This is a genomic window from Dinoroseobacter sp. S76, from assembly GCF_049801095.1.
Taxonomy (GTDB): Bacteria; Pseudomonadota; Alphaproteobacteria; order Rhodobacterales; family Rhodobacteraceae; genus Dinoroseobacter.
Window position 1 is genome coordinate 259,451 of record NZ_JBNAGH010000005.1, and the last position, 24,589, is coordinate 284,039.

27 protein-coding genes are annotated in these 24,589 nt (G+C 63.9%); 15 read left to right on the forward strand and 12 right to left on the reverse strand.

The genetic code is table 11. The annotated features are described in order from the left end of the window. Window positions 1-133: 133 nt before the first annotated feature. The 12 genes from folK (at window position 134) to ACP153_RS16135 (ending at window position 9,946) form a co-directional block, all read left to right on the forward strand. On the forward strand, window positions 134-673 hold the full coding sequence (gene folK / locus ACP153_RS16080; protein ID WP_424972058.1) for a 2-amino-4-hydroxy-6-hydroxymethyldihydropteridine diphosphokinase: 540 nt from the start codon (window positions 134-136) through the stop codon (window positions 671-673). 76 nt (window positions 674-749) lie between these two features. After that, window positions 750-1,103, forward strand: coding sequence for a DNA-directed RNA polymerase subunit omega (gene rpoZ, locus ACP153_RS16085; protein WP_424966995.1), 354 nt, complete (start codon window positions 750-752; stop codon window positions 1,101-1,103). A gap of 28 nt (window positions 1,104-1,131) precedes the next feature. Next, entirely contained in the window at window positions 1,132-3,252 is a 2,121-nt protein-coding gene (locus ACP153_RS16090; protein ID WP_424972032.1) for a RelA/SpoT family protein, read from the forward strand. Window positions 3,253-3,291: 39 nt separating this feature from the next. Continuing rightward, window positions 3,292-3,939, forward strand: coding sequence for a DUF2062 domain-containing protein (locus ACP153_RS16095; RefSeq protein WP_424972033.1), 648 nt, complete (start codon window positions 3,292-3,294; stop codon window positions 3,937-3,939). Window positions 3,940-3,972: 33 nt separating this feature from the next. After that, window positions 3,973-4,737, forward strand: a complete 765-nt coding sequence (locus tag ACP153_RS16100) for a pyridoxine 5'-phosphate synthase (protein ID WP_424972034.1) — start codon at window positions 3,973-3,975, stop codon at window positions 4,735-4,737. Window positions 4,738-4,827: 90 nt separating this feature from the next. Further along, window positions 4,828-5,247 carry a holo-ACP synthase gene (gene acpS / locus ACP153_RS16105; RefSeq protein ID WP_424972035.1) on the forward strand — a complete coding sequence of 140 codons (420 nt, stop codon included), beginning with the start codon at window positions 4,828-4,830 and terminating at the stop codon, window positions 5,245-5,247. A gap of 53 nt (window positions 5,248-5,300) precedes the next feature. Beyond that, window positions 5,301-6,086 (forward strand): signal peptidase I, encoded by a 786-nt coding sequence (lepB, locus tag ACP153_RS16110; protein WP_424972036.1) that lies wholly within the window; start codon window positions 5,301-5,303, stop codon window positions 6,084-6,086. Continuing rightward, entirely contained in the window at window positions 6,083-6,772 is a 690-nt protein-coding gene (gene rnc, locus ACP153_RS16115) for a ribonuclease III (RefSeq protein WP_424972037.1), read from the forward strand. Before lepB ends, rnc begins: the two co-directional genes overlap by 4 nt. Beyond that, on the forward strand, window positions 6,765-7,691 hold the full coding sequence (gene era / locus ACP153_RS16120; protein WP_424972038.1) for a GTPase Era: 927 nt from the start codon (window positions 6,765-6,767) through the stop codon (window positions 7,689-7,691). Before rnc ends, era begins: the two co-directional genes overlap by 8 nt. 3 nt (window positions 7,692-7,694) lie before the next feature. Further along, the gene (locus ACP153_RS16125) at window positions 7,695-8,027 is read left to right on the forward strand and encodes a DUF1491 family protein (protein WP_424972039.1); all 333 of its coding nucleotides are present in this window, start codon (window positions 7,695-7,697) and stop codon (window positions 8,025-8,027) included. A gap of 69 nt (window positions 8,028-8,096) precedes the next feature. Next, complete coding sequence (recO, locus tag ACP153_RS16130) at window positions 8,097-8,822, forward strand: DNA repair protein RecO (RefSeq protein ID WP_424972040.1); 726 nt, start codon at window positions 8,097-8,099, stop codon at window positions 8,820-8,822. 65 nt (window positions 8,823-8,887) lie between these two features. Continuing rightward, the gene (locus ACP153_RS16135) at window positions 8,888-9,946 is read left to right on the forward strand and encodes a peptidoglycan-binding domain-containing protein (protein WP_424972041.1); all 1,059 of its coding nucleotides are present in this window, start codon (window positions 8,888-8,890) and stop codon (window positions 9,944-9,946) included. A gap of 6 nt (window positions 9,947-9,952) precedes the next feature. Here the strand turns inward: ACP153_RS16135 and ACP153_RS16140 are convergent, their stop codons facing one another. Both ACP153_RS16140 and ACP153_RS16145 read right to left on the reverse strand, forming a co-directional pair. Further along, window positions 9,953-10,363: an META domain-containing protein gene (locus tag ACP153_RS16140; RefSeq protein WP_424972042.1), complete on the reverse strand. Its 411-nt coding sequence runs from the start codon at window positions 10,361-10,363 to the stop codon at window positions 9,953-9,955. 116 nt (window positions 10,364-10,479) lie between these two features. Then, window positions 10,480-12,174 carry an acyl-CoA dehydrogenase family protein gene (locus tag ACP153_RS16145; RefSeq protein ID WP_424972043.1) on the reverse strand — a complete coding sequence of 565 codons (1,695 nt, stop codon included), beginning with the start codon at window positions 12,172-12,174 and terminating at the stop codon, window positions 10,480-10,482. 273 nt (window positions 12,175-12,447) lie between these two features. Here ACP153_RS16145 and ACP153_RS16150 point away from each other — a divergent pair, with 273 nt between their 5' ends. Continuing rightward, window positions 12,448-13,212, forward strand: coding sequence for a sulfite exporter TauE/SafE family protein (locus tag ACP153_RS16150; protein ID WP_424972044.1), 765 nt, complete (start codon window positions 12,448-12,450; stop codon window positions 13,210-13,212). Window positions 13,213-13,215: 3 nt separating this feature from the next. On the opposite strand, the gene ACP153_RS16155 is transcribed toward ACP153_RS16150, so the two are convergent. The 7 genes from ACP153_RS16155 to ACP153_RS16185 form a co-directional block, all read right to left on the reverse strand. Next, on the reverse strand, window positions 13,216-14,085 hold the full coding sequence (locus ACP153_RS16155) for a lysophospholipid acyltransferase family protein (RefSeq protein WP_424972045.1): 870 nt from the start codon (window positions 14,083-14,085) through the stop codon (window positions 13,216-13,218). Between the two features lie 80 nt (window positions 14,086-14,165). Next, window positions 14,166-14,435 carry an HPr family phosphocarrier protein gene (locus tag ACP153_RS16160; protein WP_424972046.1) on the reverse strand — a complete coding sequence of 90 codons (270 nt, stop codon included), beginning with the start codon at window positions 14,433-14,435 and terminating at the stop codon, window positions 14,166-14,168. 11 nt (window positions 14,436-14,446) lie between these two features. Further along, the gene (locus ACP153_RS16165) at window positions 14,447-14,836 is read right to left on the reverse strand and encodes a PTS sugar transporter subunit IIA (protein ID WP_424972059.1); all 390 of its coding nucleotides are present in this window, start codon (window positions 14,834-14,836) and stop codon (window positions 14,447-14,449) included. Window positions 14,837-14,873: 37 nt separating this feature from the next. Further along, the gene (gene rapZ, locus ACP153_RS16170) at window positions 14,874-15,776 is read right to left on the reverse strand and encodes an RNase adapter RapZ (RefSeq protein WP_424972047.1); all 903 of its coding nucleotides are present in this window, start codon (window positions 15,774-15,776) and stop codon (window positions 14,874-14,876) included. A 27-nt stretch (window positions 15,777-15,803) separates the two neighbouring features. Next, entirely contained in the window at window positions 15,804-16,229 is a 426-nt protein-coding gene (locus ACP153_RS16175; RefSeq protein WP_424972048.1) for an HPr kinase/phosphorylase, read from the reverse strand. A gap of 3 nt (window positions 16,230-16,232) precedes the next feature. Continuing rightward, window positions 16,233-17,948, reverse strand: coding sequence for a sensor N-terminal transmembrane domain-containing protein (locus ACP153_RS16180; RefSeq protein WP_424972049.1), 1,716 nt, complete (start codon window positions 17,946-17,948; stop codon window positions 16,233-16,235). Then, entirely contained in the window at window positions 17,945-18,646 is a 702-nt protein-coding gene (locus tag ACP153_RS16185) for a response regulator transcription factor (protein ID WP_424966976.1), read from the reverse strand. Before ACP153_RS16185 ends, ACP153_RS16180 begins: the two co-directional genes overlap by 4 nt. 338 nt (window positions 18,647-18,984) lie before the next feature. On the opposite strand from ACP153_RS16185, the gene ACP153_RS16190 reads away from it, so the two are divergent. Beyond that, window positions 18,985-20,583: a phosphoenolpyruvate carboxykinase gene (locus tag ACP153_RS16190; RefSeq protein ID WP_424972050.1), complete on the forward strand. Its 1,599-nt coding sequence runs from the start codon at window positions 18,985-18,987 to the stop codon at window positions 20,581-20,583. 71 nt (window positions 20,584-20,654) lie between these two features. Here ACP153_RS16190 and ACP153_RS16195 read toward each other — a convergent pair whose 3' ends face one another. Next, a complete protein-coding gene (locus ACP153_RS16195; RefSeq protein ID WP_424972051.1) occupies window positions 20,655-21,530 on the reverse strand; it encodes a 3-hydroxybutyryl-CoA dehydrogenase in 876 nt (291 codons plus the stop codon). 159 nt (window positions 21,531-21,689) lie between these two features. Between ACP153_RS16195 and ACP153_RS16200 the strand changes: the two genes are divergently transcribed. Continuing rightward, window positions 21,690-22,556 (forward strand): DUF6473 family protein, encoded by an 867-nt coding sequence (locus ACP153_RS16200; protein ID WP_424972052.1) that lies wholly within the window; start codon window positions 21,690-21,692, stop codon window positions 22,554-22,556. Window positions 22,557-22,886: 330 nt separating this feature from the next. Here ACP153_RS16200 and ACP153_RS16205 read toward each other — a convergent pair whose 3' ends face one another. Beyond that, window positions 22,887-23,816 (reverse strand): electron transfer flavoprotein subunit alpha/FixB family protein, encoded by a 930-nt coding sequence (locus ACP153_RS16205; RefSeq protein WP_424972053.1) that lies wholly within the window; start codon window positions 23,814-23,816, stop codon window positions 22,887-22,889. Beyond that, window positions 23,816-24,574 carry an electron transfer flavoprotein subunit beta/FixA family protein gene (locus ACP153_RS16210; protein WP_424972060.1) on the reverse strand — a complete coding sequence of 253 codons (759 nt, stop codon included), beginning with the start codon at window positions 24,572-24,574 and terminating at the stop codon, window positions 23,816-23,818. Before ACP153_RS16210 ends, ACP153_RS16205 begins: the two co-directional genes overlap by 1 nt. Between the last annotated feature and the right edge of the window lie 15 nt (window positions 24,575-24,589).

The following is a 24,589-nucleotide window of genomic DNA, read 5'->3' on the forward strand; positions in this document are numbered from 1 at the left end:
AAGTAATGCGCTTCATCGAATTCCGTGAGTGCGAATTATTTTAAATTGATGAAACGCGTCATGGAAAGTAAGCCATTTCACGGCCATCGCAACTGGAAAGGCGCTCAAAATTTCGTCTGTAGGCATAATAGCGCTGGGCGCAAATCAACCTCTCGGGGATTTTGCGCCGGAGCTTACTTTACGTCAAGCTTACGAAGCTCTGGAAGAGGCTTCGATCGAGATTGTTGCGCGCAGCCGTTTCTATGCGACGCCTGCATTCCCGGATCCGTCTGAACCAGAGTATGTTAACAGCTGTGTGACAGTGGATACGGACCTGTCTCCCAAAGCGCTTTTAGAGGTTCTGCACGGGATCGAGCGCCGTCTTGGTCGGGCGCGGGTGCAGCGTTGGGGGGCGCGGACGCTGGATCTCGATCTGCTCACACTCGGGATCACGATCTTACCGGATCTTGAAACATATCAGCGTTGGGCGGACCTTCCGGTCGCGGACCAGATCGCCCGAACACCCGATCACCTGATTCTCCCCCATCCCCGCATCGCCGATCGCCCCTTCGTTCTGGTGCCTCTGCGGGACGTGGCCCCCCTCTGGCGGCACCCGGTGACGGGCAAAACCGCCGATGAGATGCTCGCAACCCTCCCAAAAGAGGATATTGCCGCCATCCGGCCCCTCGACTGAGTGCATTTTACTTGTCAAGGGTTTTCCGAGGCCTTACATGCTGGCCACTGCCCCTTTTCGTGAAACGGAGACATCCATGGCCCGCGTGACGGTTGAAGATTGCGTTGACAAGGTTCCCAACCGGTTCGAGCTGGTGATGCTGGCGGCCCACCGCGCCCGCGAGATTTCCGCCGGGGCCGAGCTGACCATTGATCGCGACAACGACAAGAACCCGGTCGTGTCCCTGCGTGAGATCGCCGAAGAGACCCAGTCGGCGGATGCCCTGCGTGAGCGCCTGATCGAGTCGAACCAGACCCAGATCGAAGTGGACGAGCCCGAAGAGGACACCATGGCGATGCTCATGGGTGGCCAGCCGGATAAGCCTGCCGAGGACGACATGTCCGAGGAGAAGCTTCTGCGCGCGCTGATGGAAGCGCAAGGTCAGCCCTGATCCCATGCCTCGGGATCAGCCGGAGTCTATGCTCGAAGCACGCGACCTCGTCGCCCTGATCCAGACCTACAACCCGAAAACGAACGCGGCCTTGATCGAGGCCGCCTATGCCTATGGGCGCGAGATGCACCAGGGCCAGATGCGCCATTCCGGGGAGGAGTATTTTACCCACCCGGTGGCCGTGGCGGCGATCCTCGCCGAGCAGCGGCTCGATGACAGCACGATCATCACCGCACTTCTGCATGACACGATCGAGGACACCCGATCGACCTTTGCCGAGCTCGAACGCCGCTTTGGGCGCGAGATTGCCGAGCTGGTCAACGGGGTGACGAACCTCACCAACCTGCAGCTTACCAGTCGCGAGAACAAGCAGGCCGAGAATTTCCGCAAGCTCTTCATGGCCATGTCCAAGGATCTGCGCGTGATCCTCGTGAAGCTGGGCGACCGGCTCCACAATATGCGCACGATCAAGCACATGCCCCAGGCCAAGCAGGTCAAGAAGGCGCAGGAGACCATGGATATCTATGCGCCCCTCGCCGGGCGGATGGGGATGCAGTGGATGCGCGACGAACTGGAGGATCTGTCCTTCCGCGTGCTCAACCCCGATGGCCGCCAGTCCATCATGCGCCGTTTCATCAAGCTGCAGAACGAGACCGGCGACATGGTGCAGAAGATCACCAGCGACATCCGCACCGAGCTCGACCGCCACGGGATCCAGGCCGAGGTCTATGGCCGCGCGAAGAAACCCTATTCGATCTGGCGCAAGATGGAGACGAAGAAGCTCGGCTTCTCGCGCCTGTCGGATATCTACGGGTTTCGCGTCATCACCCAGAGCGAGGATGACTGCTACGGCGTGCTGGGCGCGATCCACCAGCGGTGGCGCGCGGTGCCGGGGCGGTTCAAGGACTATATCAGTCAGCCCAAGTCCAACGGCTACCGCTCGATCCACACCACGGTCTCGGGTCGGGATGGCAAGCGCGTCGAGGTGCAGATCCGCACCCGCCAGATGCACGAGGTCGCCGAGGCGGGCGTGGCGGCCCATTGGTCCTATCGCGACGGGATTCAGGTGGAGAACCCGTTTGCCGTGGACCCGGCGGAGTGGATCTCGACCCTGAGCGAACGGTTCGAACAGTCCGAGGACCATGGCGAGTTCCTCGAGCATGTGAAGCTCGAGATGTATTCGGATCAGGTCTTCTGCTTCACGCCCAAGGGCGAGGTGGTCAAGCTGCCCAAGGGCGCGACGCCGCTCGACTATGCCTACGGGATCCACACGCGGATCGGCGACAGCTGCGTGGGCGCCAAGGTGGATGGCATTCGCGTGCCCCTCTGGACCCGGCTGAAAAATGGTCAATCGGTGGAGATTATCACCGCCGATGGTCAGCGCCCCCAGGCGACCTGGATCGATATCGTGGTCACGGGCCGCGCCAAGCAGGCGATCCGCCGGTCGCTCCGCGAGGAGGATCGCGCGCGCTTTGTGAAACTCGGGCAGGAGCTGGCCCGCGTGGCATTTGAGCATGTGGGCAAGCGCGTCACCGACAAGGCGCTGAAGACCGCCGCTCATCAGCTGGGCTATGGCGGTCAGCAGGATCTGCTCTCGGCTCTGGGCAGCACGGATATCTCCGCTCGCGAAGTCGTCGAGGTGCTCTATCCCGAACTGCAGGGCAGTACCGGAGACGAGGTCGATGCGGAACGGGCCGTGGTCGGCCTCAACCCCGATCAGAGCTTCGAGCGGTCGCGCTGCTGCCAACCGGTCCCGGGCGAGCGAATCGTCGGGATCGCCTATCGGGGGCGCGGCGTGCGGATCCACGCCATCGACTGCCCCGCGCTCGAGGAGTTCGAGGATGAAATGCGGCGCTGGATTGACCTGCAATGGCATTCCGGGCGCCACGCCGCCGCCCATGCGGTCCGTCTCGATGTCACGATCGGTAACGATCAGGGCGTTCTGGGACGAATCTGCACATTGATTGGTGAACAGAGGGCCAATATTTCAGACTTGCACTTTGTTGACCGGAAACCTGACTTTTACCGCCTACTTCTAGAAGTAGAGGTACGTGACCTGGAGCATTTGCACCGCGTCATGACGGCCGTTCAGGCCGATAGCGACGTGGCCGGGCTCGACCGGCACAGAGATTTAAGCCGCAAGCCCTGATCCCCAGGGGCGGGCGGGCCAGATGGAAAGAGGACCCGCTTGGTATTCAAGCGCCGCGATAAACGTCCGGTCTGGAAGATCGTGGCAGAGGCCCTTTGGCCTCGTGGCGGGTGGACTCGGGCCTTCCATTATATCGCGCGCAGGTTGCAGCGGCTGCCCGATCCTCCCGAAAGGATTGCGCGCGGGATCGCGGCGGGGGTCTTCACGACCTTCACGCCCTTCTACACGGTGCATTTCGTCATCGCCGCACTTCTGGCCAAGACCATGCGCGGCAACATCCTCGCCTCTTTGCTGGCCACCTTCTTTGGCAACCCGCTGACCTATATCCCGATCGGGGTGATCTCGCTCAAGACGGGTCACTTCATTCTCGGCACCGAGTTCGACCCGGAGGATGAGACCTCCTTCGTGGGCAAGTTCACCGAGGCCGGGGCGGATCTGGGCAACAATATCGTCGCGCTCTTCACCGATCGCGATGCGGAGTGGGACCATCTGGAGCGGTTCTTTGACGAGGTGTTCTTCCCCTATCTGGTGGGGGGAATCATCCCGGGGATTATCGCGGCCTCGGTGATGTACTATCTCAGCCTGCCGGTGCTGCGCGCCTATCAGAAACGCCGCAAGGGCCAGCTGAAGAAAAAGATCCAGGCTTTGCGCGTCAAAGCGAAGTCGAGGGCTGACGAAGCCCATTGAGCGCCCTAGGTTCGCGGTCAGGAGGCCCTGACCATGACTGTTTCTGACGCGACCCCGAATGTGCTGCGCCTTGGGGTGAATATCGACCATGTGGCGACCGTGCGGAATGCGCGCGGCGGGGCGACCCCGGACCCGGTGCGGGCCGCCGTACTGGCGCAGGAGGCCGGGGCCGATGGCATCACCGCCCATCTGCGCGAGGATCGCCGCCATATTGCGGATCGCGATATCGAGGCGCTGATGGAGGCGCTGACCGTGCCGCTGAATTTCGAGATGGCCGCGACGGACGAGATGCAGCAGATCGCCCTGCGTCACACGCCCCACGCGGTCTGCATCGTGCCGGAAAAGCGCGAGGAGCGGACGACCGAGGGCGGGCTCGAAGTGGCGCGCGAAGAAAACCGTCTGGCGCATTTCATCGCGCCCCTGGCCGAGGCAGGCTGCCGGGTGTCGATCTTCATCGCCGCCGAGCGGGCGCAGATCGAGGCTGCCCACCGCATTGGTGCGCCGGTGATCGAGCTCCATACCGGGGCCTATTGCGAGGCCCATGCGGAGGGCGATTTTGCCACCCGGGACGCCGAGCTTGCGCGCCTGACCGAGATGGCGGCCTTTGCCCATGACCTCGGGCTCGAGGTCCATGCGGGGCACGGGCTGACCTATGGCTGCGTGTCGCCAATTGCCGCCTTGCCCCAGATCCGCGAGTTGAATATCGGTCACTTCCTGATTGGCGAGGCGATCTTCCGGGGCCTGCCCGATGCCATGGCCGAGATGCGTCGTTTGATGGAGGCGGCCCGCGCAAGCTAGGCGCCCGGGCACGCCAAGCCTTGCAATTCGTGTGGTATTCCCGCAGAGGGAAATGGTGTTTCTGAGACTCAGGATTGTTGTGAGCGGCCCATGATCATCGGAATCGGTACGGATCTTGCGAATATCGAGCGGATCGAACGCACGCTGGAGCGGTTTGGTGACCGGTTCCGCAACCGTGTCTTCACCGAGCAGGAGCAGCGCAAGGCCGATAGCCGGGCGCAGACCGCTGCCACCTATGCCAAGCGCTGGGCCGCGAAAGAGGCCTGCTCCAAGGCGCTGGGAACGGGGCTGCGCATGGGGATCTCCTGGCGGGATATGGCCGTGCAGAACCTGCCCACGGGCCAGCCGACAATGTATGTCACCGGCTGGGCGGCGGAGCGGCTCAAGGATCTGACCCCCGAGGGCCATGAGGCGGTGATCCATGTCTCGCTCACCGATGATCATCCCTGGGCACAGGCTTATGTGGTGATCTCGGCGGTCGCGATTGATCCCGGCGCGCCCTCCGCTTGACTCCCCGCCCCCGCACGCCCATGAAGCGGGCCAAACCCGGGTAGAGGCGTGATATGGCAAGCACTGAAAAGGCCGAAGGCGGCATTATGGAAACGGTCAAGACCGTGGTCTATGCGCTGCTGATTGCGGGGGTCTTCCGCACCCTGTTTTTCCAGCCCTTCTGGATCCCCTCGGGCTCCATGAAGGACACGCTGCTGGTCGGTGATTTCCTCTTCGTGAATAAGATGGCCTATGGCTACAGCCAGGTTTCCTGCCCGTTCTCGATCTGCCCAATCCCGGGGCGGATCCTCGCCTCCGATCCCGAGCGGGGCGATATCGTCGTCTTCCGCCATCCGGTGAACGGGTCGGACTTCATCAAGCGGCTGATCGGCCTGCCCGGCGACCGGGTGCAGTTCCGCGAGGGCGCGCTCTATCTGAATGGCGAGGCGGTCCCGACCGAGCGCAACGGAACCTTTGACGAGGTGTTTGGTCGTCAGGGCCCGATCGGGTCTTACCCGCGCTGTTCGAACCAGCCCGTGGGCGAGGGTGGCATCTGCGAGAAAGAGAAATTCGTCGAGACCCTGCCCGGCGGTGTCAGCCATTCGATCCTGAATATCGATCGCAGCTTTGGTGACAACACGCCCGAGTTCACGGTGCCCGAGGGGCATTTCTTCTTCGTGGGCGACAACCGCGACAACAGTCAGGACAGCCGCTACGCGCAATCCGTGGGTGGCGTTGGCTTTGTGCCCTTTGAGAACCTGATCGGGCGCGCGGATCGCGTGATCTTCAGCTCTGCCGGCTCCCGGATGCTCTATTTCTGGACCTGGCGCGGGGATCGCTTCTTCAAGGCGCTCGATTGAAGCTGTCCAAGGAGCTTGCCGCCTTCAGCGCGCGGATCGGCCATACGTTCGCGCGCCCGGAAGTGCTCGTCCGGGCTGTGACCCATGCCTCGCGCAGTGCGGCGGTGCGGTCCGACAATCAGCGGCTCGAGTTCCTCGGCGACCGGGTGCTGGGGCTGGTGATGGCCGAAGCCCTGCTGGAGGCGGATCCAGACGCGCGGGAGGGCCAGTTGGCGCCGCGGTTCAACGCGCTGGTGCGCAAGGAAACCTGCGCCGAGGTGGCGCGCGAGATCGGGTTGGGCGATGTGCTGCGGCTCGGGCGGTCCGAGATGCTGACCGGGGGGCGCCGCAAGGAGGCCTTGCTCGGCGACGGGATGGAGGCGGTGATCGCCGCGGTCTACCGCGATGCGGGGTTCGAGGCCGCCAAGGCGCTGGTACTGCGGCTCTGGGGCAAGCGGATCCGCTCGGTCGAGGCCGATGCGCGGGATCCCAAAACCGCCCTGCAAGAATGGGCGCAGGCGCGCAAATTGCCGCCGCCGCGCTATGAGGAAATGGGCCGCAGCGGCCCGGATCACGCGCCGGTCTTCACCATCCTGGCCCGGCTTGAGACCGGAGCCGAGGCCAAGGCGAGCGCGGGCAACAAGAGACAGGCGGAGCAGGCCGCAGCCAAGGCCCTGCTGAGCCAGGTAGAGAGCAAGCATGACTGACGAAACGACGACCACCCGCGCCGGGTTCGTGGCGCTGATCGGCGAGCCGAATGCCGGGAAATCGACCCTGACCAATGCCATGGTGGGCGCCAAGGTCTCGATCGTGACCCACAAGGTGCAGACCACCCGGGCGCGGATCCGCGGTGTGGCGATCGAGGGCGCCGCGCAGCTGGTCTTTGTGGACACGCCGGGTCTCTTCCGTCCGCGGCGCCGGCTGGACCGCGCCATGGTGGCCGCGGCCTGGGGCGGGGCGGCGGATGCGGATATCGTCGTGCTTTTGGTCGAGGCCCATCGCGGGATGACCGACGGGGTCAAGGCGATCCTTGAGGCGCTCGCCGAGCGTACCAATCCCGGCCAATCCGTGGCGCTGGCGATCAACAAGATCGACCGGGTGAAGGCGGAGGTGCTGCTGAAGCTGACCGAGGATCTGAACACGGCCTATCCCTTTGTGGAGACCTTCATGATCTCCGCCGAGAAGGGTTATGGCGTGGGCGATCTGCGGACCTGGCTTGCCGAGACGCTGCCCGAGGGGCCGTGGCTCTATCCGGAGGATCAGATCGCCGATGTGCCCATGCGCATGATCGCCGCCGAGATCACCCGGGAGAAGCTTACCCTGCGCCTGCATCAGGAGCTGCCCTATCAGCTGACGGTGGAGACCGAGAGCTGGCAGGAGCGGAAGGACGGTTCCGTGCGGATTGATCAGGTGATCTATGTGGCCCGCGACGGTCACAAGGGGATCGTGCTCGGCAACAAGGGCGAGACGGTGAAGGCCGTGTCCAAGGCAGCGCGGGAAGAGCTGATCGAGTTTCTCGGACGGCCCGCGCATCTTTTCGTGCAGGTGAAGGTCCGTCCGGGCTGGCTCGAGGAGAAAGAGCGCTTCGACGAGATGGGGCTCGACTTCAAGGACGGGAACGCCTGAGCCATGGCGCGTCTGGCCGCCGGTCTCTGGGTGCAGGCCTATATGATGCGCTGCCAGATCGAAGGGATCCCGGTCTATGTGGAGGCACGCGGCGATGGCACGGCGGGGGCTGTGATCATCAAGCTCTGCACGCTGGACGGGCAGGCCTGCGCCTATGAGCGGCGCTATGATCTGATGCGCGACACGCGGTCCTGGGACGTTCTGGTCGAGGGGCCGGAGGCGGAGGTGGACGCCACCCTGGCCCGTGCCCGGGCGCGCGACCCGGATCTGTGGATCGTCGCGGTCGAGGATCGCGCAGGGCGGCATCTGCTGGATGCGCCCGGATTGGAGAGCTAGCCGCTTCTTGTGCCCGTGGGAGCCTTCGGCGAGAGTATTTTTCAGAACAATGAAGGAGGGAGCGCCCGGGTGATCGAGTGGCGCGAAGAGGGCGTGCTCTTGTCCGTGCGGCCCCACGGGGAGACCTCGGTCATTGTCGAGGCCTTCACCGAGGGGCATGGGCGGCATCTGGGCGTTGTGCGCGGGGGGATCTCGCGCAAGCTGGCCCCTGTCTTGCAGCCCGGCGCGCAGCTTGATCTGCATTGGAAGGCGCGGTTGGAGGATCATCTGGGCGCGTTTTCCGTGGAGCCGATCAAGGGGCGCGCGGCGGCGGTGCTGGGGGATCGGCTGGCGCTGTCGGCCATGAGTGCCGCGCTCGCACTGGCCGGGTTCGCTCTGCCTGAACGGGCTGCTTATCCAGTGTTTTACGCCCAAACGGTGGCGCTTTTGGACGCCATGGCGGCCGGGACCGGCTGGTTGCCCGCTTACCTCGATTGGGAAATGGCTTTGTTGGAGCAGATGGGCTTTGGGCTCGACCTGTCGGCCTGCGCTGTGCGCGGGGTGAACGAGGATCTGGCCTATGTCTCCCCGCGCACGGGTCGGGCGGTGTCGCGGCAGGCGGCCGGGGCCTGGGTCGATCGCTTGCTGCCCTTGCCGGAGGTGATGCTGGGCGGACCGGCAGGGCTCGTGGGTGTGCAGGCGGGTTTGCGCACCACCGGGCATTTCCTGGAAGAGAAGCTCGCCCCCGCCCTCGGCAATCGGCCTTTGCCCCCGGCGCGCGCACGTTTCGTGGACCTTTTGGTCAAGTCGGGCTGAGGATTTGGGCCCGCGCGGGGGGCTATGCTAGACTGCCGCAACCCATTTGCAGTCTTGGACGCGCCATGGATTTCGAGGCGATCTGGTCGTTTCTGACCGAGAAGAACAATCGGGAGACGCTGGCCTGGCTGGGCGCTGCGCTGGTCGCGACGGCCACGACGCTGTGGAAGCTGTGGGGGCGGTTGCGTGGCAAGCGAGGGGGCAAGCCCGAGCCGCGCATCGATGCCAGCGCGCCGGGCGGGATCGCCGGGCAGGGCACACAGATCCATGGCGCGGTGACGATCGACAATTCGCGCAAAGGGGGGCTTTGGCCGCTCGTGATCCTCGCGCTTTTTGCGGCCTTTGCCTTGAAGATGGCGGTGGATGCGGGCGGGTCCGCTGGCACGCAGGTGGGGGCCTGTGCCCCGGGTGTCACCCTGTCCGAAGATCCGAAACTGGCGGCACAGACCTTGAACGCCAGAGGGATCCGCGCGGGTCAGGATCGGGATTTCCGCCGGGCAGTGGCCTGTTTCGAAGCGGCGCTGTCCTTTGATGCGCTCAATTGGGGCTATGGGGAGAACCTTGTGATGGCCTTGGCACGGGGGCCTTCGGCAGATCCTGCGGCGGCTCTCGCGGCCTCCGAGCGTTTGGCACAGCGCCAGCTCCTATCCATGCAGCGCTTTCAGCGGGATCCGAACCCGGCGCTTAATGGGCTTTCTTGTCCAGAGCGGATCCGGTTCACGGGCGAGGCGTTTGATCTTGATATCTGGTGGGAGCGGCAGCGGATCTTCTTTCTCGATCAGGCGTGGGGTGACGCGGTCGCGGACCTGACCCGGCCCATCGAAGCCTATCCGCAGGAGAGCTGCAATTGGGCCGTCGGGATCGGCGATCTGCTCTTGGCGCGGGGGATCAGCCAGTGCCTAGCAGGGCGGCACGAGGGGGCGATTGCCGATATGCTGCACCCTCTCGCGATGCAGGATCTGCCGCCGGAGGTGGCGCGTCTCTATCAGGAGCGGATGGCGCGGGCCGGGGCCTATTCCGGCCCGATCGATGGGATTTTCGGGGCGGGCTCGCAGGCGGCGTTCCGCGATTGGGCGGCGGACGGGTGCCCCGGGCTTGCCGAGGATCTCGCCACCCGCCTGTAGGATGCCTCAGGTCTGGCCCTCGGCCTTGAACACCATCTCGCGCCCGAGATCGGAGTTCCGCAGGATCAGGACGGGACCACTGACCTCGGCCTCGGTCATTGCGCCAAGCGCCTCTAACACTGCGCGCTCCGCCTCGAGATCCGGGCAAGCCATGAGCGTCGCCGCCAGAGGGCTGGTGCCGAACCACGGGTAGGGCACGGTCAGCGCGCCGGAAAACCGGTTGCAGGGCGCCTGGCCCGCGATCCGCCCCGGTTCGGGGAATTGCAGACTCATGCGTTCGGCGAAGGCTGCGCCGTCCAATTCGGTCAGGGTCCAGACTGTCTCCGGATCGGTGAAGCCCGAGAGGGTCTCATCCGAGGTGGAACAGGCAGCAAGGAGGGTGGCGAGCGCCGCGGCGGCGAGGGGCAATTTGGTCATAGCCTTCAGATGGGACCGCGCCGCCTGCCGCGCAAGCGGATCCTTGTCCCGAACCTGCGGGACAAAAAAACACCCCGCGCAGCGCCCGGGGTGTTTTTCAACTCTGTTCGAAGGGGTTAGCCCAGAAGGCGACGGGCAATCACCTGGGCCTGGATCTCGGCTGCACCTTCGAAGATGTTCAGGATCCGCGCATCGCAAAGGATGCGGCTGATCGAGTATTCCAGCGCAAAGCCGTTGCCGCCATGGATCTGCAGCCCGTTATCTGCAGCAGCCCAGGCCACGCGCGCGCCGAGAAGTTTAGCCATGCCAGCCTCCACATCGCAGCGCCGGCCCTCATCCTTCTCGAAGGCCGAGAAGTAAGTGAGCTGGCGCGCGACCATCAGTTCCACCGCCATCATCGCGAGCTTGCCGGAGACGCGGGGGAAGTTGATCAGGGACTTGCCGAACTGTTTGCGGTCGATCGCGTATTGCATGGACACGTCCAGCGCCGACTGGGCCACGCCGATGGCGCGGGCGGCGGTCTGGATCCGGGCGCTCTCGAAGGTTTCCATGAGCTGTTTGAAGCCCTTGCCTTCCTCACCGCCGAGCAGGTTCTCGCCCTTCACGTGGAAGTTGTCGAAGCCGAGCTCGTATTCCTTCATGCCACGATAGCCGAGCACTTCGATCTCGCCACCGGTCATGCCCTCGGTCGGGAAGGGGGCCTCATCGGTGCCGGGGGTCTTCTCGGCCAGGAACATGGACAGACCCTTGTGGTTGTCCGTGCTCGGATCGGTCCGCGCCAGCAGGGTCATGATATGGGTCCGGGCGGCGTGGGTGATCCAGGTTTTGTTGCCGGTGATCTTGTAATCGCCGTTTTCGTCCTTGACCGCACGGGTCCGGAGCGAGCCCAGATCCGACCCGGTATTCGGCTCGGTGAAGACGGCCGTGGGCAGGGTTTCTGCCGAAGCCAACTGCGGCAGCCATTTCTGCTTCTGCTCCTCGGTGCCACCGCAAAGGATCAGCTCCGCCGCGATTTCGGAGCGGGTGCCCAGCGAGCCGACACCGATATAGCCGCGGGACAGCTCTTCGGAGACCACGCACATGGAGGCCTTGGAGAGGCCGAACCCGCCATATTCCTCGGGGATGGTCAGGCCGAAGACGCCCATTTCGGCGAGCTCTTCGATGATCTCCATCGGGATCAGCTCGTCCTTGAGGTGCCATTCATGGGCGTTGGGCTCGACCCGGTCCACGGCGAAGCGGCGGAACTGCTCGCGGATCATCTCGAGTTCGTCATCGAGGCCGGAGGCGCCGACGGTGATCTCGGCGGAGCGCTCCTGCATCAGCTCCACAAGGCGCGAGCGGGCGGCCTGGGTGTTGCCGGATTGGGTCAGCGTCATGATCTCGGGGATCATCATGCCGCGCTGGTCTTCCTGGCTGAGGCCGATGTCCTGCAGGCGCAGGATCTCGCCCTGGGACATGGGGATGCCGCCGTAGAGCTGCCAGAGGTATTCGCCAAAGGCGATCTGGTGGATCAGCTGCTCGACCTCACCAAACTTGCCGTCGGTATTCAGCGCCTCGGCCCATTTCTGCATCTGGCGCAGGGACTGGGCGTAGGTCGCGAGCCAGGCCAGCCCATGAGAGGCGGTCTGGTTCTCTTCGACCAGCGCGCCGGAGATCCGACCCTCCACAGACAGGGCGTCCTTCAGCGTCGCAACGGCTTTCTCGACCAGCGCCTCCACCGGGGGTACGGCAGCGGCTGTCAGGGTCAAGAGATCGGGGAGGATCACTTGTTGGGCTTCGCTCAGGGCAAGATCCTGTCCGTCATGGGGCATCGTCATTCTCCAGCAGATTCCGGTTTGCTCCGGGATAAGGACTTCGCAACCGCAGCGCAAGAAAAATTCGCAAACGCGGCAATTTGCGAAGCATTATGACCCTCGCTAGGGCAGCCTAAGGCGCGGACAAGGCGAGAATGCACGAAAAACGTGAGCTTCCCATGTGGCGTATCGGAGCGTCCGCGCGTGCTGCACTGCAACAGGTTGGGCGCGAATCGCGATCCCTTGCGGCGGCGCGGCTGGAGGGCTATGGCGCTGGGGAAGGAGCCTGACATGGACCTGTTTCTCTCGCTGCCCGGCGCTGTGATGATCTTTCTCATGGGGGTCGCCCTTTTTGCCGGGGTGGTCAAAGGGGCTGTGGGCTTTGCCATGCCGCTGATCATGATGTCGGGGCTCTCGGCGGTGCTGCCGGTGCCGGTTGCCCTGGCCGGGCTGATCTTGCCGACGCTGGTCATGAACCTCTGGCAGGCTGTGCGCGGCGGGTTGCCCGCCCTCTGGAGCGCCGCGCAACGCCACTGGCGGCTGCTGGCGCTGGTTCTGGTCTTCATTGTCTTGTCGGGGCAATTGGTGCTCGCGCTCTCCGACCGTCTCCTGTCGCTGATGATCGGAGTGCCCATTGTTCTTTATGCGGCGAGCCAGCTCGCGGGGTGGCGGCTGCGGGTCGCGCCGCAGCACCATCGCCGGGCCGAGCTTGCGACCGGGGTCGTGGCCGGATTTTTCGGCGGGTTCAGTGGGATCTGGGGGCCGCCCATCGTGGCCTATCTGACGGCGCTCGACACCCCCAAGGCGGAACAGGTCCGCGCTCAGGGCATGCTGTATGGCGTGGGCAGCGTGATGTTTCTCGTCACGCATCTGAAAACGGGGGTCGTGACAGGTCCCAGCCTGCAGTTTTCGGCCATCCTGCTGGCGCCGGCCGCGATCGGGATGCTGATCGGTTTCTGGTTGCAGGACCGTATGGATCAGGCGCGGTTCCGGCAGGCGACCATGGTGCTCTTGCTGATCGCGGGGCTGAACCTGATCCGGCGCGGGATTATGTAGAGCCTAGTCCAGCTCGAGCGTGCGGGTGCGCAGCCATTCCATGAAGCCGCGCGGGTTGCTCTTGCGGGCGTCGATCTCGCTCTGCGGGAGCGGCTCACCCACGATCGGCGCCTGAGGCTTGTTGAGCGCGTGGACGACCTCATGGAGCAAGAGCCCCTGCCGCAAGGCCGGATGGATCTGGTTCGCGACCTGATAGCAGCGCGAGTTTTGCCCCGGGAAGCGGATGGGCACGACCGTCGCGCCGCTGCGCGCGATCATCTTGGCCGTGAAGGGGTTCCACTCCCGCTCGATCGCCGGTCCGAACATGGTGTCGGAACTCGCCACCACGCCGGACGGGAAGACCACGATCACCCCGCCGCCGGCCAGATGGGCCATGGCTTGCTTGCGCATCTCGAGGTTCTTTTGCAGCGCGTCCTCGTCATGGGGGAAGGGCACCGGGATCATGAATTGCTGGATTTCTTCCACATCCGTCAGAAGCGAGCGGGTCAGGATCTTGTAATCCGTCCGCACGCGCCCGATCAGATCCGCGAGGATCATGCCGTCGACCAGCCCGTGCGGGTGGTTTGCGACAATGATCACCGGACCCTCGGCAGGGATCCGGGCGAGCTGCTCCTCCGGCGTGGCCAGATCAATCCCCATGATGTCCAGCGCCGGGCGCCAGAAGCCCTGACCCTCGGGCACGCCTTGGGCCTCGAATTTGCGGATCAGGCGAAGCAGGCGGATCTTGCCCGTACACCATTCCAGGGTTCGGATCACTGCGGAGGCCCAGGGATTCGTAAAGGTCTTGGCGTAAGACAGGTTCTTTACGTCATACGGCTGTTCATCCCGGTCCGGGATGTCGGTTGAGGTCGGTTGCGCAGAGCTTTCAGTCACAATCTGGGTCCTCTGCACATCGTGTCACTCATGGACATTCCCGACCGGGCTGGTCGGCTCACCGCGCGCCGGGGCGCGCCCTAATACTTTTCACCGAAACGGTTGGCGACCAGGTTTTCGAGGGCTGCGGCAAGCTCTTGCGCAGCCGGGCCCTTGGTCTCGACCTGAATGGACGTGCCCTTGGAGGCCGCCAGCATCAGCAATCCCATGATCGAATCCCCCGCGGCCGACAGGCCGTCCTTCTCCACCTCTGCGCTGGCGTCATGCGCCTCGACACATTCCACGAATTTGGCTGATGCCCGGGCGTGAAGGCCCTTTTCGTTCACGATCTTCAGTTCCTGGCGGATCATCTGACCTCCCTTCAGACAGTTCCGTCAAAGCTATTTATATACTTCCGACCGGCGTCGAGCGAAAGCTTTACTGCATCATCCACCGAGGCGCGCCGCGATTTTGCCAATTTGATAAGCATCGGCAGGTTCGCGCCATAGACGATGCGGCGGTTCCCCGGAGAGCAGGCGCTGAGCGCGAGATTGGAGGGCGATCCGCCAAACATATCGGTGACCACCACGACGCCATTGCCGGTATCAACCTCGTTGGCGGCGGCGCAGATCTCGGCCTGCTTGGCCTCCCGGTCGCAATCGGCGGCAATGGAAATCGCGCGCATCCCGACCTGCTTGCCGACCACGTGTTCGACAGCATGCAAGTATTCCCCGGCAAGGCCTCCGTGGGCGACGATCACGATTCCAATCAAGCGGCCTCCTCGGGGCTGACCTGTGGGGGAAAGGACCTCAACCGCGTCGCGTTGCATGGCGCTGCTCCAACCCCAGATGTCTTATAGATACCTGCCAACCGTCTTCGACAAGGGCCGCCGCCAGCTTTTCTGTGACCGTGACGCTGCGATGCTGCCCGCCCGTGCAGCCGAAGCCAATAGCGAGATGCGATTTCCCTTCAGCCCGGTAGGCTGGCAGCAACAATCGGGTCAGGGACAGAACATTGTCGAAGAATGCATCAAAGCGCGGGTCGCTGGCCACATAGGCCGCGACAGCCTTGGAGCGCCCGTCCAGCTTGCGCAGGTCTTCGCACCAATAGGGGTTCTGCAGGAATCGCACGTCGAAGACCATATCCGTGCTCTGGGGGGTGCCGCGCTTGTATGAAAAAGAGCGCACCGATACGGCGAGTCGCAAGCTGTCGCGATTGCCGAACCAGCGCAGCATGTCGGCGCGCAGGTCGTGGGGGGACATGTCCGAGGTGTCGATCAGGATATCCGCCCGCGCCCGGATTGGCGCGAGAAGGTCGGCCTCGCGCTCGATCCCTTCCGAAGGGCTCTCGGCTGGGGCCATTGGGTGCCGGCGCCGGGTTTCCGAAAAGCGCCGCGCAAGAACCGGGGCGGAGGCGTCGAGATACAAGAGCTGCGCATCCGCGCGCGGATCGGCTTCGAGCGTGCTGAGCAGGTCTGCGATGGCGGGTAGGCTGAAATCCCGCGTCCGCACATCAAGCCCAAGCGCCAGAGGGCGTCGCAAAGGCGGGCCATCCAGAAGACGCGGCACCAGTGAGAGCGGCAGGTTGTCGATGGCTTCAAACCCGAGGTCCTCGAGGCCATGGATCGCCGTTGTCCGGCCCGCACCGGACGGGCCGGTCACCAGAACGATCTTCTGGGGCGGATCTGTGGGGCTGGGCGCGGCGTCTTGCATGTTGGTCTCTCGTGGGTCGGGCTGCCGCTATGGCGCAGCCCGTCCCTGCCGAAGATAGAGGATCAGGGCGGCGGGAAAAGAGGGGCTCGTCACCTTGTGAAGCAGGGGAACACTCCGTCCCAGCAGGCTCCGGCTTCGTGCCGGGGGGAGGCGCTCCGTCTCAAGCTGCGAAAGGTCGAGGATCGCCGCGACCGGCGCAGGTGCGGCCGCAGGGGCAGGGAGGAGGCCTAGCCCCCGCGCTTCGATCAACCCGGTCGCGTTGGGGGCCGGATGAGCCCAGAGTGCATCCCCTTGCCCAAGGATCCGTGTGCGATCGTCGCAGATCAACCCGGCGCCCAGGGCGACCATCCAAAGGGCAAGGTCAGACTTCCCCGCGCCGCTCGGCCCGGTGATCACGAGGGCGCGCCCCTCGAAGGCGACACTGGTCGCGTGGAGGATCACCTCCTCGGCCATCGCTCAGAGCGGCAGGCCGACGATGAACCGCGCGCCCAGAGGCTCAGACGTGATGTCGAGATCGGTCGGGCGGATGTTTTCGGCCCAGATCACGCCTCCATGGGCTTCGACAATCTGTTTTGAGATGGCGAGCCCGAGGCCGGAATGGTTGCCAAACTGCCGCTCCGGCCGTTCGGAGTAGAAGCGCGTAAAGATCTTGTTCAGCGCCTCCTCGGGGATGCCGGGGCCGGTATCCTCAACCACGATGAGAACGCGATTGTCGCGCTGGCGCACCCAGAGACGCACCGCGTCACCCTGTTCGCAGAACGAGATCGCGTTGCCCAGGAGATTCACGAAAACCTGAGCGAGACGCGGCTCAAGCCCCTGGATCGGCAGCGGGCGCGGCGGCAGGTCGGTGATGAAATCGATCCCGCGTTTGGCGACTTCCTCGGCGTGGAAATCCGTGAGCGTGCGGAGCATCTTGATTAGGTCGAAGGTCTCTTCTTCTTCCTTCACCAGCTCGCTGTCGAGGCGCGAGGCGTTCGAGATATCCGAAACCAGACGGTCGAGCCGCCGCACATCATGTTCGATCACGTTCAGCAATTTCTGTCTTTGATCCTCGCGCTTGGCGACCCGCAGCGTACCCGTCGCCGAGCGAAGGGAAGCCAAGGGGTTCTTGATCTCATGGGCGACGTCGGCGGCGAACTGTTCATTCGCGTCGATCCGGTCGTAAAGCGCGGAGACCATGCCCCGCAACGCGCCGCTCAGCCGTCCGATCTCGTCCGGGCGTGTGGTCAGATCCGGGATCCGCACGCGGCCCGGGCTCATCTTGCGCGCATTGCGGTCGCGACCAAGCTCGGCGGCGGCGGCCAGATCCGAGAGCGGGTTGGCGATGGTCCCCGCCAGCACAAGGCTCAGCCCGATCGAGACCAGGAGCGCGACCATGAACATCTGCAGGAATTGTTCCCGCTCGTTCTGGACCAGCGTATCGATCTCGCCCGAGGCGGTGGTGAGGGCCACGACCCCCGCGACTTCGCCCCTGATCAGGATCGGGGTCCCCACGGCGAAGATCTGATTGCCCGCGGGATCGATGCTGTTCTCGATGGTCGTGCGCCCGGTGAGCGCGCCGGGTAAAAGGCTGCGGGCCTGATCCTCACTGGCGAGCAGAACGGGCAGTTTTTCGCGCCCGAGCAGGCGGGCGATCCCCTCCCAGAGAGTGATGAACATGTCCGTGATAAAGGTCGGCGGCGGCGCGTCGGTCTCCGTCAGGGCCACCCATTCAGACCGTTTGGCGCCCTCGCCGCGGGCCAGAACTTCCCCGTCCGGGGCAAAGACAAAGAGCTCGAGCGATGGCGCGAGATCAAGCGACGCCACCAGCCGGGGCACATTCATCGCGCCAAGATCGCTGGCGGCCTCCTCGGTCGTGGCGACGGCCTCGAACACATCGGCGATCAGATGGGCCTCGAAGACGAGGCCCTGTTCGCGCTGGAACACGAGACTGTCGCGAAACGGATTGAGGTAAAGCACCCCGGCCACAAGGATCAGCAGGGCCAGCAGGTTGAAGCTGATGATCTTGCGCGCGAGCGGGGAGCTGTTGATGGCCAGCACCCTGCGCGACCGGCGCGGGGCCTTTCCAGGCTCCGGGTCCGGAGCAGCCTGCGCATCGGCCCCCACATCTCCGCGTTCCGACCCGTCGGGGCGGCGCGCAGGAGATCCGTCAGGAGCCGATACGAATGTCATTCTTCGTTATACTTGTATCCGATGCCATAGAGGGTCTCGATGGCGGTGAAGCTTTCATCGACCGAGCGCATCTTCTTGCGCAGGCGCTTGATATGGCTGTCGATGGTCCGGTCGTCCACATAGACCTGATCATCATAGGCCACATCCATCAGCTGATCCCGACTTTTGACAAAGCCCGGGCGCTGGGCCAGGGCCTGCAACAGAAGGAACTCGGTCACGGTCAGGGCGACATCCTTGCCTTTCCACAGAACCGCATGGCGCAGCGGGTCCATGGTCAGGTTGCCGCGCACGATCGTCTTGCTCTCGTCCAGGTCGCCCGCCTCGTGGCTCGCGACCGCGTCCTGGCGGCGCAGGAGCGCCCGGATCCGCTCAACCAGCAGCCGCTGGGAGAAGGGCTTCTTGACGTAGTCATCCGCCCCCATACGCAGCCCGAGCACCTCATCGATCTCGTCATCCTTCGACGTGAGGAAGATCACGGGCATCTTGCTCTTCATGCGAACACGCTGCAGCAGATCCATCCCGTCCATCCGGGGCATCTTGATATCGAACACACCCAGCTCGGGCATGCGGCGGCTGAAGGCGTCCAGCGCCGACTGGCCGTCATTATAGGTTTCGACCTGGAACCCCTCGGCCTCAAGCGTGATGGCCACCGAGGTCAGGATATTGCGGTCATCATCGACCAAAGCGATCCGCGACATAAGCGAGGTCCTTTTCCTGCGTCCTGCCTCTTTTTTGCGACGAGGATGAGTCCTCGACTCCCGAGAATCAACGGTTTTCTCGCCTTGGCAGGGTTTCGACGCCGCCAAAACACACCAGTTCGGATAACAAAGAGCTAATATTGCAGCTTTTCCGAAATTTGGTTGCGCTAACTTGCACTTGGTGGCGCTAACTGTGCGGAACGGTCCTGTTCTCCCGTCCTAGGCCCATGATATACAGACCTTCATGCGCCAAGAGGGCGCTATGCGAACAAGTGGTTCACATCTTTTTTCGGGTCCCGGCCGCGACTGGCGGTGCGTAACGAAGCAGGAGCTCACACATGGCAAATGGACGGGTGAATCCAACATTCACGTTGGAGGATCAGGGTATCACGGGGCTCGGAGCGGCCCATTACAACCTGATCGAGCCTGCGCTGATCCAGGAAGCGCTCAAACGCGAAGAAGGCACCCTCGGCAAGGGTGGTACCTTCCTAGTGACCACCGGCAAGTACACGGGCCGCTCGCCCCAGGACAAGCACGTGGTCAAGACTGCCTCCGTGGCCGACACGATCTGGTGGGAGAACAACGCCGAGATGTCGCCCGAAGGCTTCGATGCGCTCTATGCCGACATGCTTGAGCATATGAAGGGCAAGGAATACTTCGTTCAGGATCTCTTTGGTGGCGCCGACCCGGCCCATCGTCTGGATGTGCGCGTCGTGACCGAGCTGGCTTGGCATGGCCTCTTCATCCGTCACATGCTGCGCCGCCCCGAGCGGTCCGAGCTCGACACCTTCACCGCTGATTTCACGATCATCAACTGCCCGAGCTTCAAGGCCGACCCGGCCAAGCATGACTGCCGCTCGGACACCGTGATCGCGCTGAACTTCGACAAGAAGCTCATCCTGATCGGCGGCACCGAATACGCCGGTGAGAACAAGAAATCCGTCTTCACCCTGCTCAACTACCTGCTGCCCGAAAAGAACATCATGCCGATGCACTGCTCGGCCAACCATGCGGTGGGCAATCCGGTCGACACGGCCGTGTTCTTCGGCCTGTCCGGTACCGGCAAGACGACCCTGTCTGCCGATCCCGAGCGGGTCCTGATCGGCGATGACGAGCATGGCTGGTCCGAGCGCGGCACCTTCAACTTCGAAGGCGGCTGCTACGCCAAGACCATCAATCTGAGCGCCGAGGCTGAGCCCGAGATCTTTGCCACGACCGAGATGTTCGGCACCGTGATCGAGAACATGGTGTTTGACGAGGAAACCCTCGATCTCGACTTTGAGGATGACAGCCTGACGCCGAACATGCGCTGCGCCTACCCGCTGAACTACATCTCCAACGCGTCGGACTCGGCGCTGGGCGGGCATCCCAAGAACATCATCATGCTGACCTGCGACGCCTTCGGTGTCCTGCCGCCGATCTCGCGGCTGACCCCGGCCCAGGCGATGTATCACTTCCTGTCGGGCTTCACCTCCAAGGTGGCGGGCACCGAGCGGGGCGTGACCGAGCCGCAGCCGACCTTCTCGACCTGTTTTGGTGCGCCTTTCATGCCGCGTCGCCCCGAGGTCTATGGCAAGCTCCTGCAGGAGAAGATCGCCAAGCATGGGGCGACCTGCTGGCTGGTCAATACCGGCTGGACCGGTGGCGCTTATGGCACCGGTTCGCGGATGCCGATCAAGGCGACCCGCGCTCTGCTGACCGCCGCACTCGACGGCTCGCTGGCCGATGCCACCTTCCGCAAGGATGCGAATTTCGGCTTCGACGTGCCGGTGACCGTGCATGACGTGGATGCCGCGCTGCTCGACCCGCGCAGCACCTGGGAAGACAGCGCCGCCTATGACGCGCAGGCCCAGAAGCTCGTGGACATGTTCGCCGAGAACTTCGAGCAATACGTGCCCTATATCGACGAGGACGTGAAAGCCGTCGCTATCGGCTGAGCCCGCCTCGCAGACAAAGAAAAACCCCGGTCCATTGGGCCGGGGTTTTTTCGTTGTACGGGATGTTCGGTCTAACGCGTGGGGACCGGCGTCTCGCCGCGATAATCGTAGAAACCGCGCTGGGTCTTGCGCCCCAGCCAGCCTGCCTCGACATATTTCGTGAGCAGAGGGCAAGGGCGGTACTTGGTGTCCGCCAGCCCGTCATGGAGCACGTTCATGATCGCAAGGCAGGTGTCGAGCCCGATGAAATCCGCCAGCTCCAGTGGCCCCATCGGGTGGTTCGCCCCGAGCTTCATGGACTCGTCGATCGACTTTACCGACCCGACCCCTTCATAGAGCGTATAGACCGCCTCGTTGATCATCGGCATCAGGATCCGGTTCACGATGAAGGCGGGGAAATCCTCGGCGCTTGCGGCAGTTTTGCCGAGCTTCTCGACCACGCCCAGCAGGGTCTTGTAGGTCGCCTCATCCGTGGCGATCCCGCGGATCAGCTCGACCAGCTGCATCACGGGCACCGGGTTCATGAAGTGGAACCCCATGAAGCGCTCGGGCCGGTCCGTGCGGCTCGCCAGCCGGGTGATCGAGATCGAGGAGGTGTTCGAGGTCAGGATCGTCTCGGGCTTCAGATGGGGCTGGAGATCCTCGAAAATCGCCGATTTCACGGTCTCGCGTTCGGTCGCGGCCTCGATCACCAGATCGGTCTGGCCCAGCTCCGGCAGCTTGAGGGTCGTCTTGATCCGGGCCATGGCCGCATCCATGGTCTCAGCCGAGATCTTGTCCCGGCTCACCTGCCGTTCGAGATTGCGGCGAATGAGGCCCGTGCCCTTGTCCAGCGCCTCTTGCGAGATGTCGTTGATCACCACGTCAAATCCCGCGACCGCGAAAACATGGGCGATCCCGTTGCCCATTTGCCCGGCGCCGATCACGCCCACGGATTTGATGTCCATCTTTGCCCTCACTGACTTGTGCCGCCGCAGCATACGCGGCGCATCCCGTGCTCTCAAGGGAAAGGGAAAGATAAAAATGTCGTCGAATTAGAGGGTTAGGGCTTCGCTAAAGCTTTGGGCGCAATGTGGTCTTGGGTGAGTCGAAATTGAGGTGGCGAAATGACGTATGTGCGTCACGGCGCGCCAGCGCTGAATTATTCGGCATGTCATTATCCGGGGTTGGAAATGGCATTCCGTGGACCGAAACGGTCCCTCTCTGATCCATATATCACGTTCCTCGGGGGAACGGCGTTTTATGGGCGATATGTAACGCAAGCGATCCCGGACCGGGTCGAGGCCGCGATCGGTCTCGGATGCGTCAATCTTGGATTGATGAATGGCGGTGTCGGGGTCATGGGGGCCGAGGCGATGCTGTCTTTGGCCAATGGCGGTGTCGCGACCGTGGTCGAGGTGGTCGGGGCCCATAACCTGAGCAATCAGTTCTACCGCGTCCATCCTCGGCGCAATGACCGTCTGGTGGCGCCGACGCGGCTCTTCCGACAGGTGTTTCCCGAGTTGGATCTTTGCGATGTGCATTTCACGCGCCATTTGCTGGCGATGATGAAACGCGATGCGCCGAACCGGTATGACACGGTGGTCGAAGAGCTGCGCAGCGCCTGGGTGGAGCATATGGCGAGGCTGCTGGAGGGGCTGAAAGGGCCAGCCGTGCTGCTTTGGATTGTGCCCGCGCCCGTCCCCGGGGCGGAGCCGGGGCTGGATCAGGACCCGCTGCTGGTCGACCGGGCCTCCGTCCAGGCGGTGTCCGGTCTTGTGGATCGGGTGGTCGAGGTCCGGGAGACCCCGGCGATCCTCGCCCAGGGGCACCTTGGCATGCAGGTTCCCGAAACGGACAACCAAATCGCCTCTGCCTTGCCTCGCGGCGCTTTGCTGCGCGAAGGGGCGATGGCGTTGCTGGACCCCTTGCAGGAGTTGGGCTTTGGCCGGGGGCGGGCCTTTGTCGAGGCGGGGTCCGGGCTGACGGCTTGAACGCGTTCTATGCTGGTGGACGCGACGGGTGTCAGGTCTCGAACCGAGAGCCTTTTGGCGGGGACTGCGTTGGTTCGGCGTTTGCGGGATAAGGCGGTGTCCAAAGGCTGTGGAAGTGGGCTTGGGACCTAGAACGAAGGGTAAAAAGAGGGCTCCCAAACTGGGGCAAAAAGTCAAAAGGCCGGAGGTTTTGTTTCCTCCGGCCTTTTGGGTTCGGTTGTGTTTTGCTGGGTGCGGGTTTGACCAGCCTCTGGCCAAACCGGACCGGCCCCGGGGCAACCTTGGGTCACGCCCTAACCCGCCTCGGCCCGCCCCTGTCCCTTCGGGTGTTCAGCCGAGTTTTTCGGTGAGTTCGGGCACGGCGGCGAAGAGGTCGGCGACCAGGCCGTAATCGGCGACCTGGAAGATCGGCGCTTCTTCGTCCTTGTTGATCGCCACGATCACCTTGCTGTCCTTCATCCCGGCCAGGTGCTGGATCGCCCCCGAGATCCCCACGGCCACGTAGAGATCCGGGGCCACGACCTTGCCGGTCTGCCCGACCTGCCAGTCATTCGGCGCATAGCCCGAATCCACCGCGGCCCGGGAGGCGCCCACGGCGGCACCCAGGGTATCGGCGAGCTTCTCGATCATGGCGAAGTCCTCTTCGGAGCCCACGCCGCGCCCGCCGGAGACCACCACGCCCGCGGAGGTCAGCTCGGGCCGGTCGCTCTCGGCGACCTTGTCCTCGACCCAAGCGCTCAGGCCCGGATTATCGCCCGCGGCGATCTCTTCAACCGGTGCGCTGCCCCCGGTCTCGGCCGCGTCAAAGGTCGAGGTCCGGAAGGTGATCACCTTGGTCGCATCGGCGGATTTCACGGTCTGGATCGCGTTGCCCGCATAGATCGGACGGTCGAACGTGTCCGCATCCACCACGGCCACCACATCCGACAGCACCATCACATCCAGGAGCGCCGCCACCCGGGGCATGATGTTCTTGGCATCGGTCGTCGCGGGCGCCACCACATGGGAATAGCCCCCCGCCAGGGACGCGATCAGCGCCGCCACCGGCTCGGCCAGGCGATGCCCGTAAAGCGCATCTTCGGCCACCAGCACCTTGGCCACGCCCGAGATCGTCGCCGCCTCGGCCGCAGCCTCCTTGGCGGAGGCCCCCACGCAGAGCAGGGTCACCTCCCCCAGAGCCGCGCTCGCGGTCACAGCCTTGGCGGTGGCATCCATCGCCAGCGCCCCATCGGTTACTTCTGCCAGACACAAAACAGCCATCAGACAGCTCCTGCTTCCTTGAGTTTCGACACCAGCTCCTCGACAGAGCCGACCTTGATCCCGGCGGCGCGCTCGGCCGGCTCGGAGGTCTTGACCACGCTCAGGCGCGGGGTCACATCGACGCCGTAATCCGCCGGCGTCTTCTCATCCAGAGGCTTCTTCTTGGCCTTCATGATGTTGGGCAGCGAGGCGTAGCGCGGCTCGTTGAGGCGCAGATCCACGCTGACAATCGCCGGCAGGGAGACCTTGATCGTCTGCAGACCGCCATCGACCTCGCGGGTCACGCTGGCACTGTCGCCCTCGACAGCCAGCTCCGAGGCAAAGGTCGCCTGGGACCAGCCCAGAAGCGCGCTGAGCATCTGGCCCGTGGCGTTCATGTCATTGTCGATCGCCTGCTTGCCGCAGAGCACGAGCCCCGGCTCTTCGTCCTTGACCACCGCCGCCAGCAGCTTGGCCACGGCCAGAGGCTCGATATCCGTGTGCACGTCCTCGGCCGCATTGATCAGGATCGCCCGATCCGCGCCCATGGCCAGCGCCGTGCGCAGGGTCTCCTGGGATTGCTTGACGCCGATCGACACCGCCACAACTTCCGTGGCCGTCCCCGCCTCCTTCAAACGGATCGCCTCTTCCACGGCAATCTCGTCAAACGGGTTCATCGACATCTTCACATTCGCAAGATCAACACCACTCCCATCCGCCTTAACACGGACCTTCACGTTATAATCAATAACGCGCTTCACAGGCACCAATACCTTCATAAGACCATGTCTCCT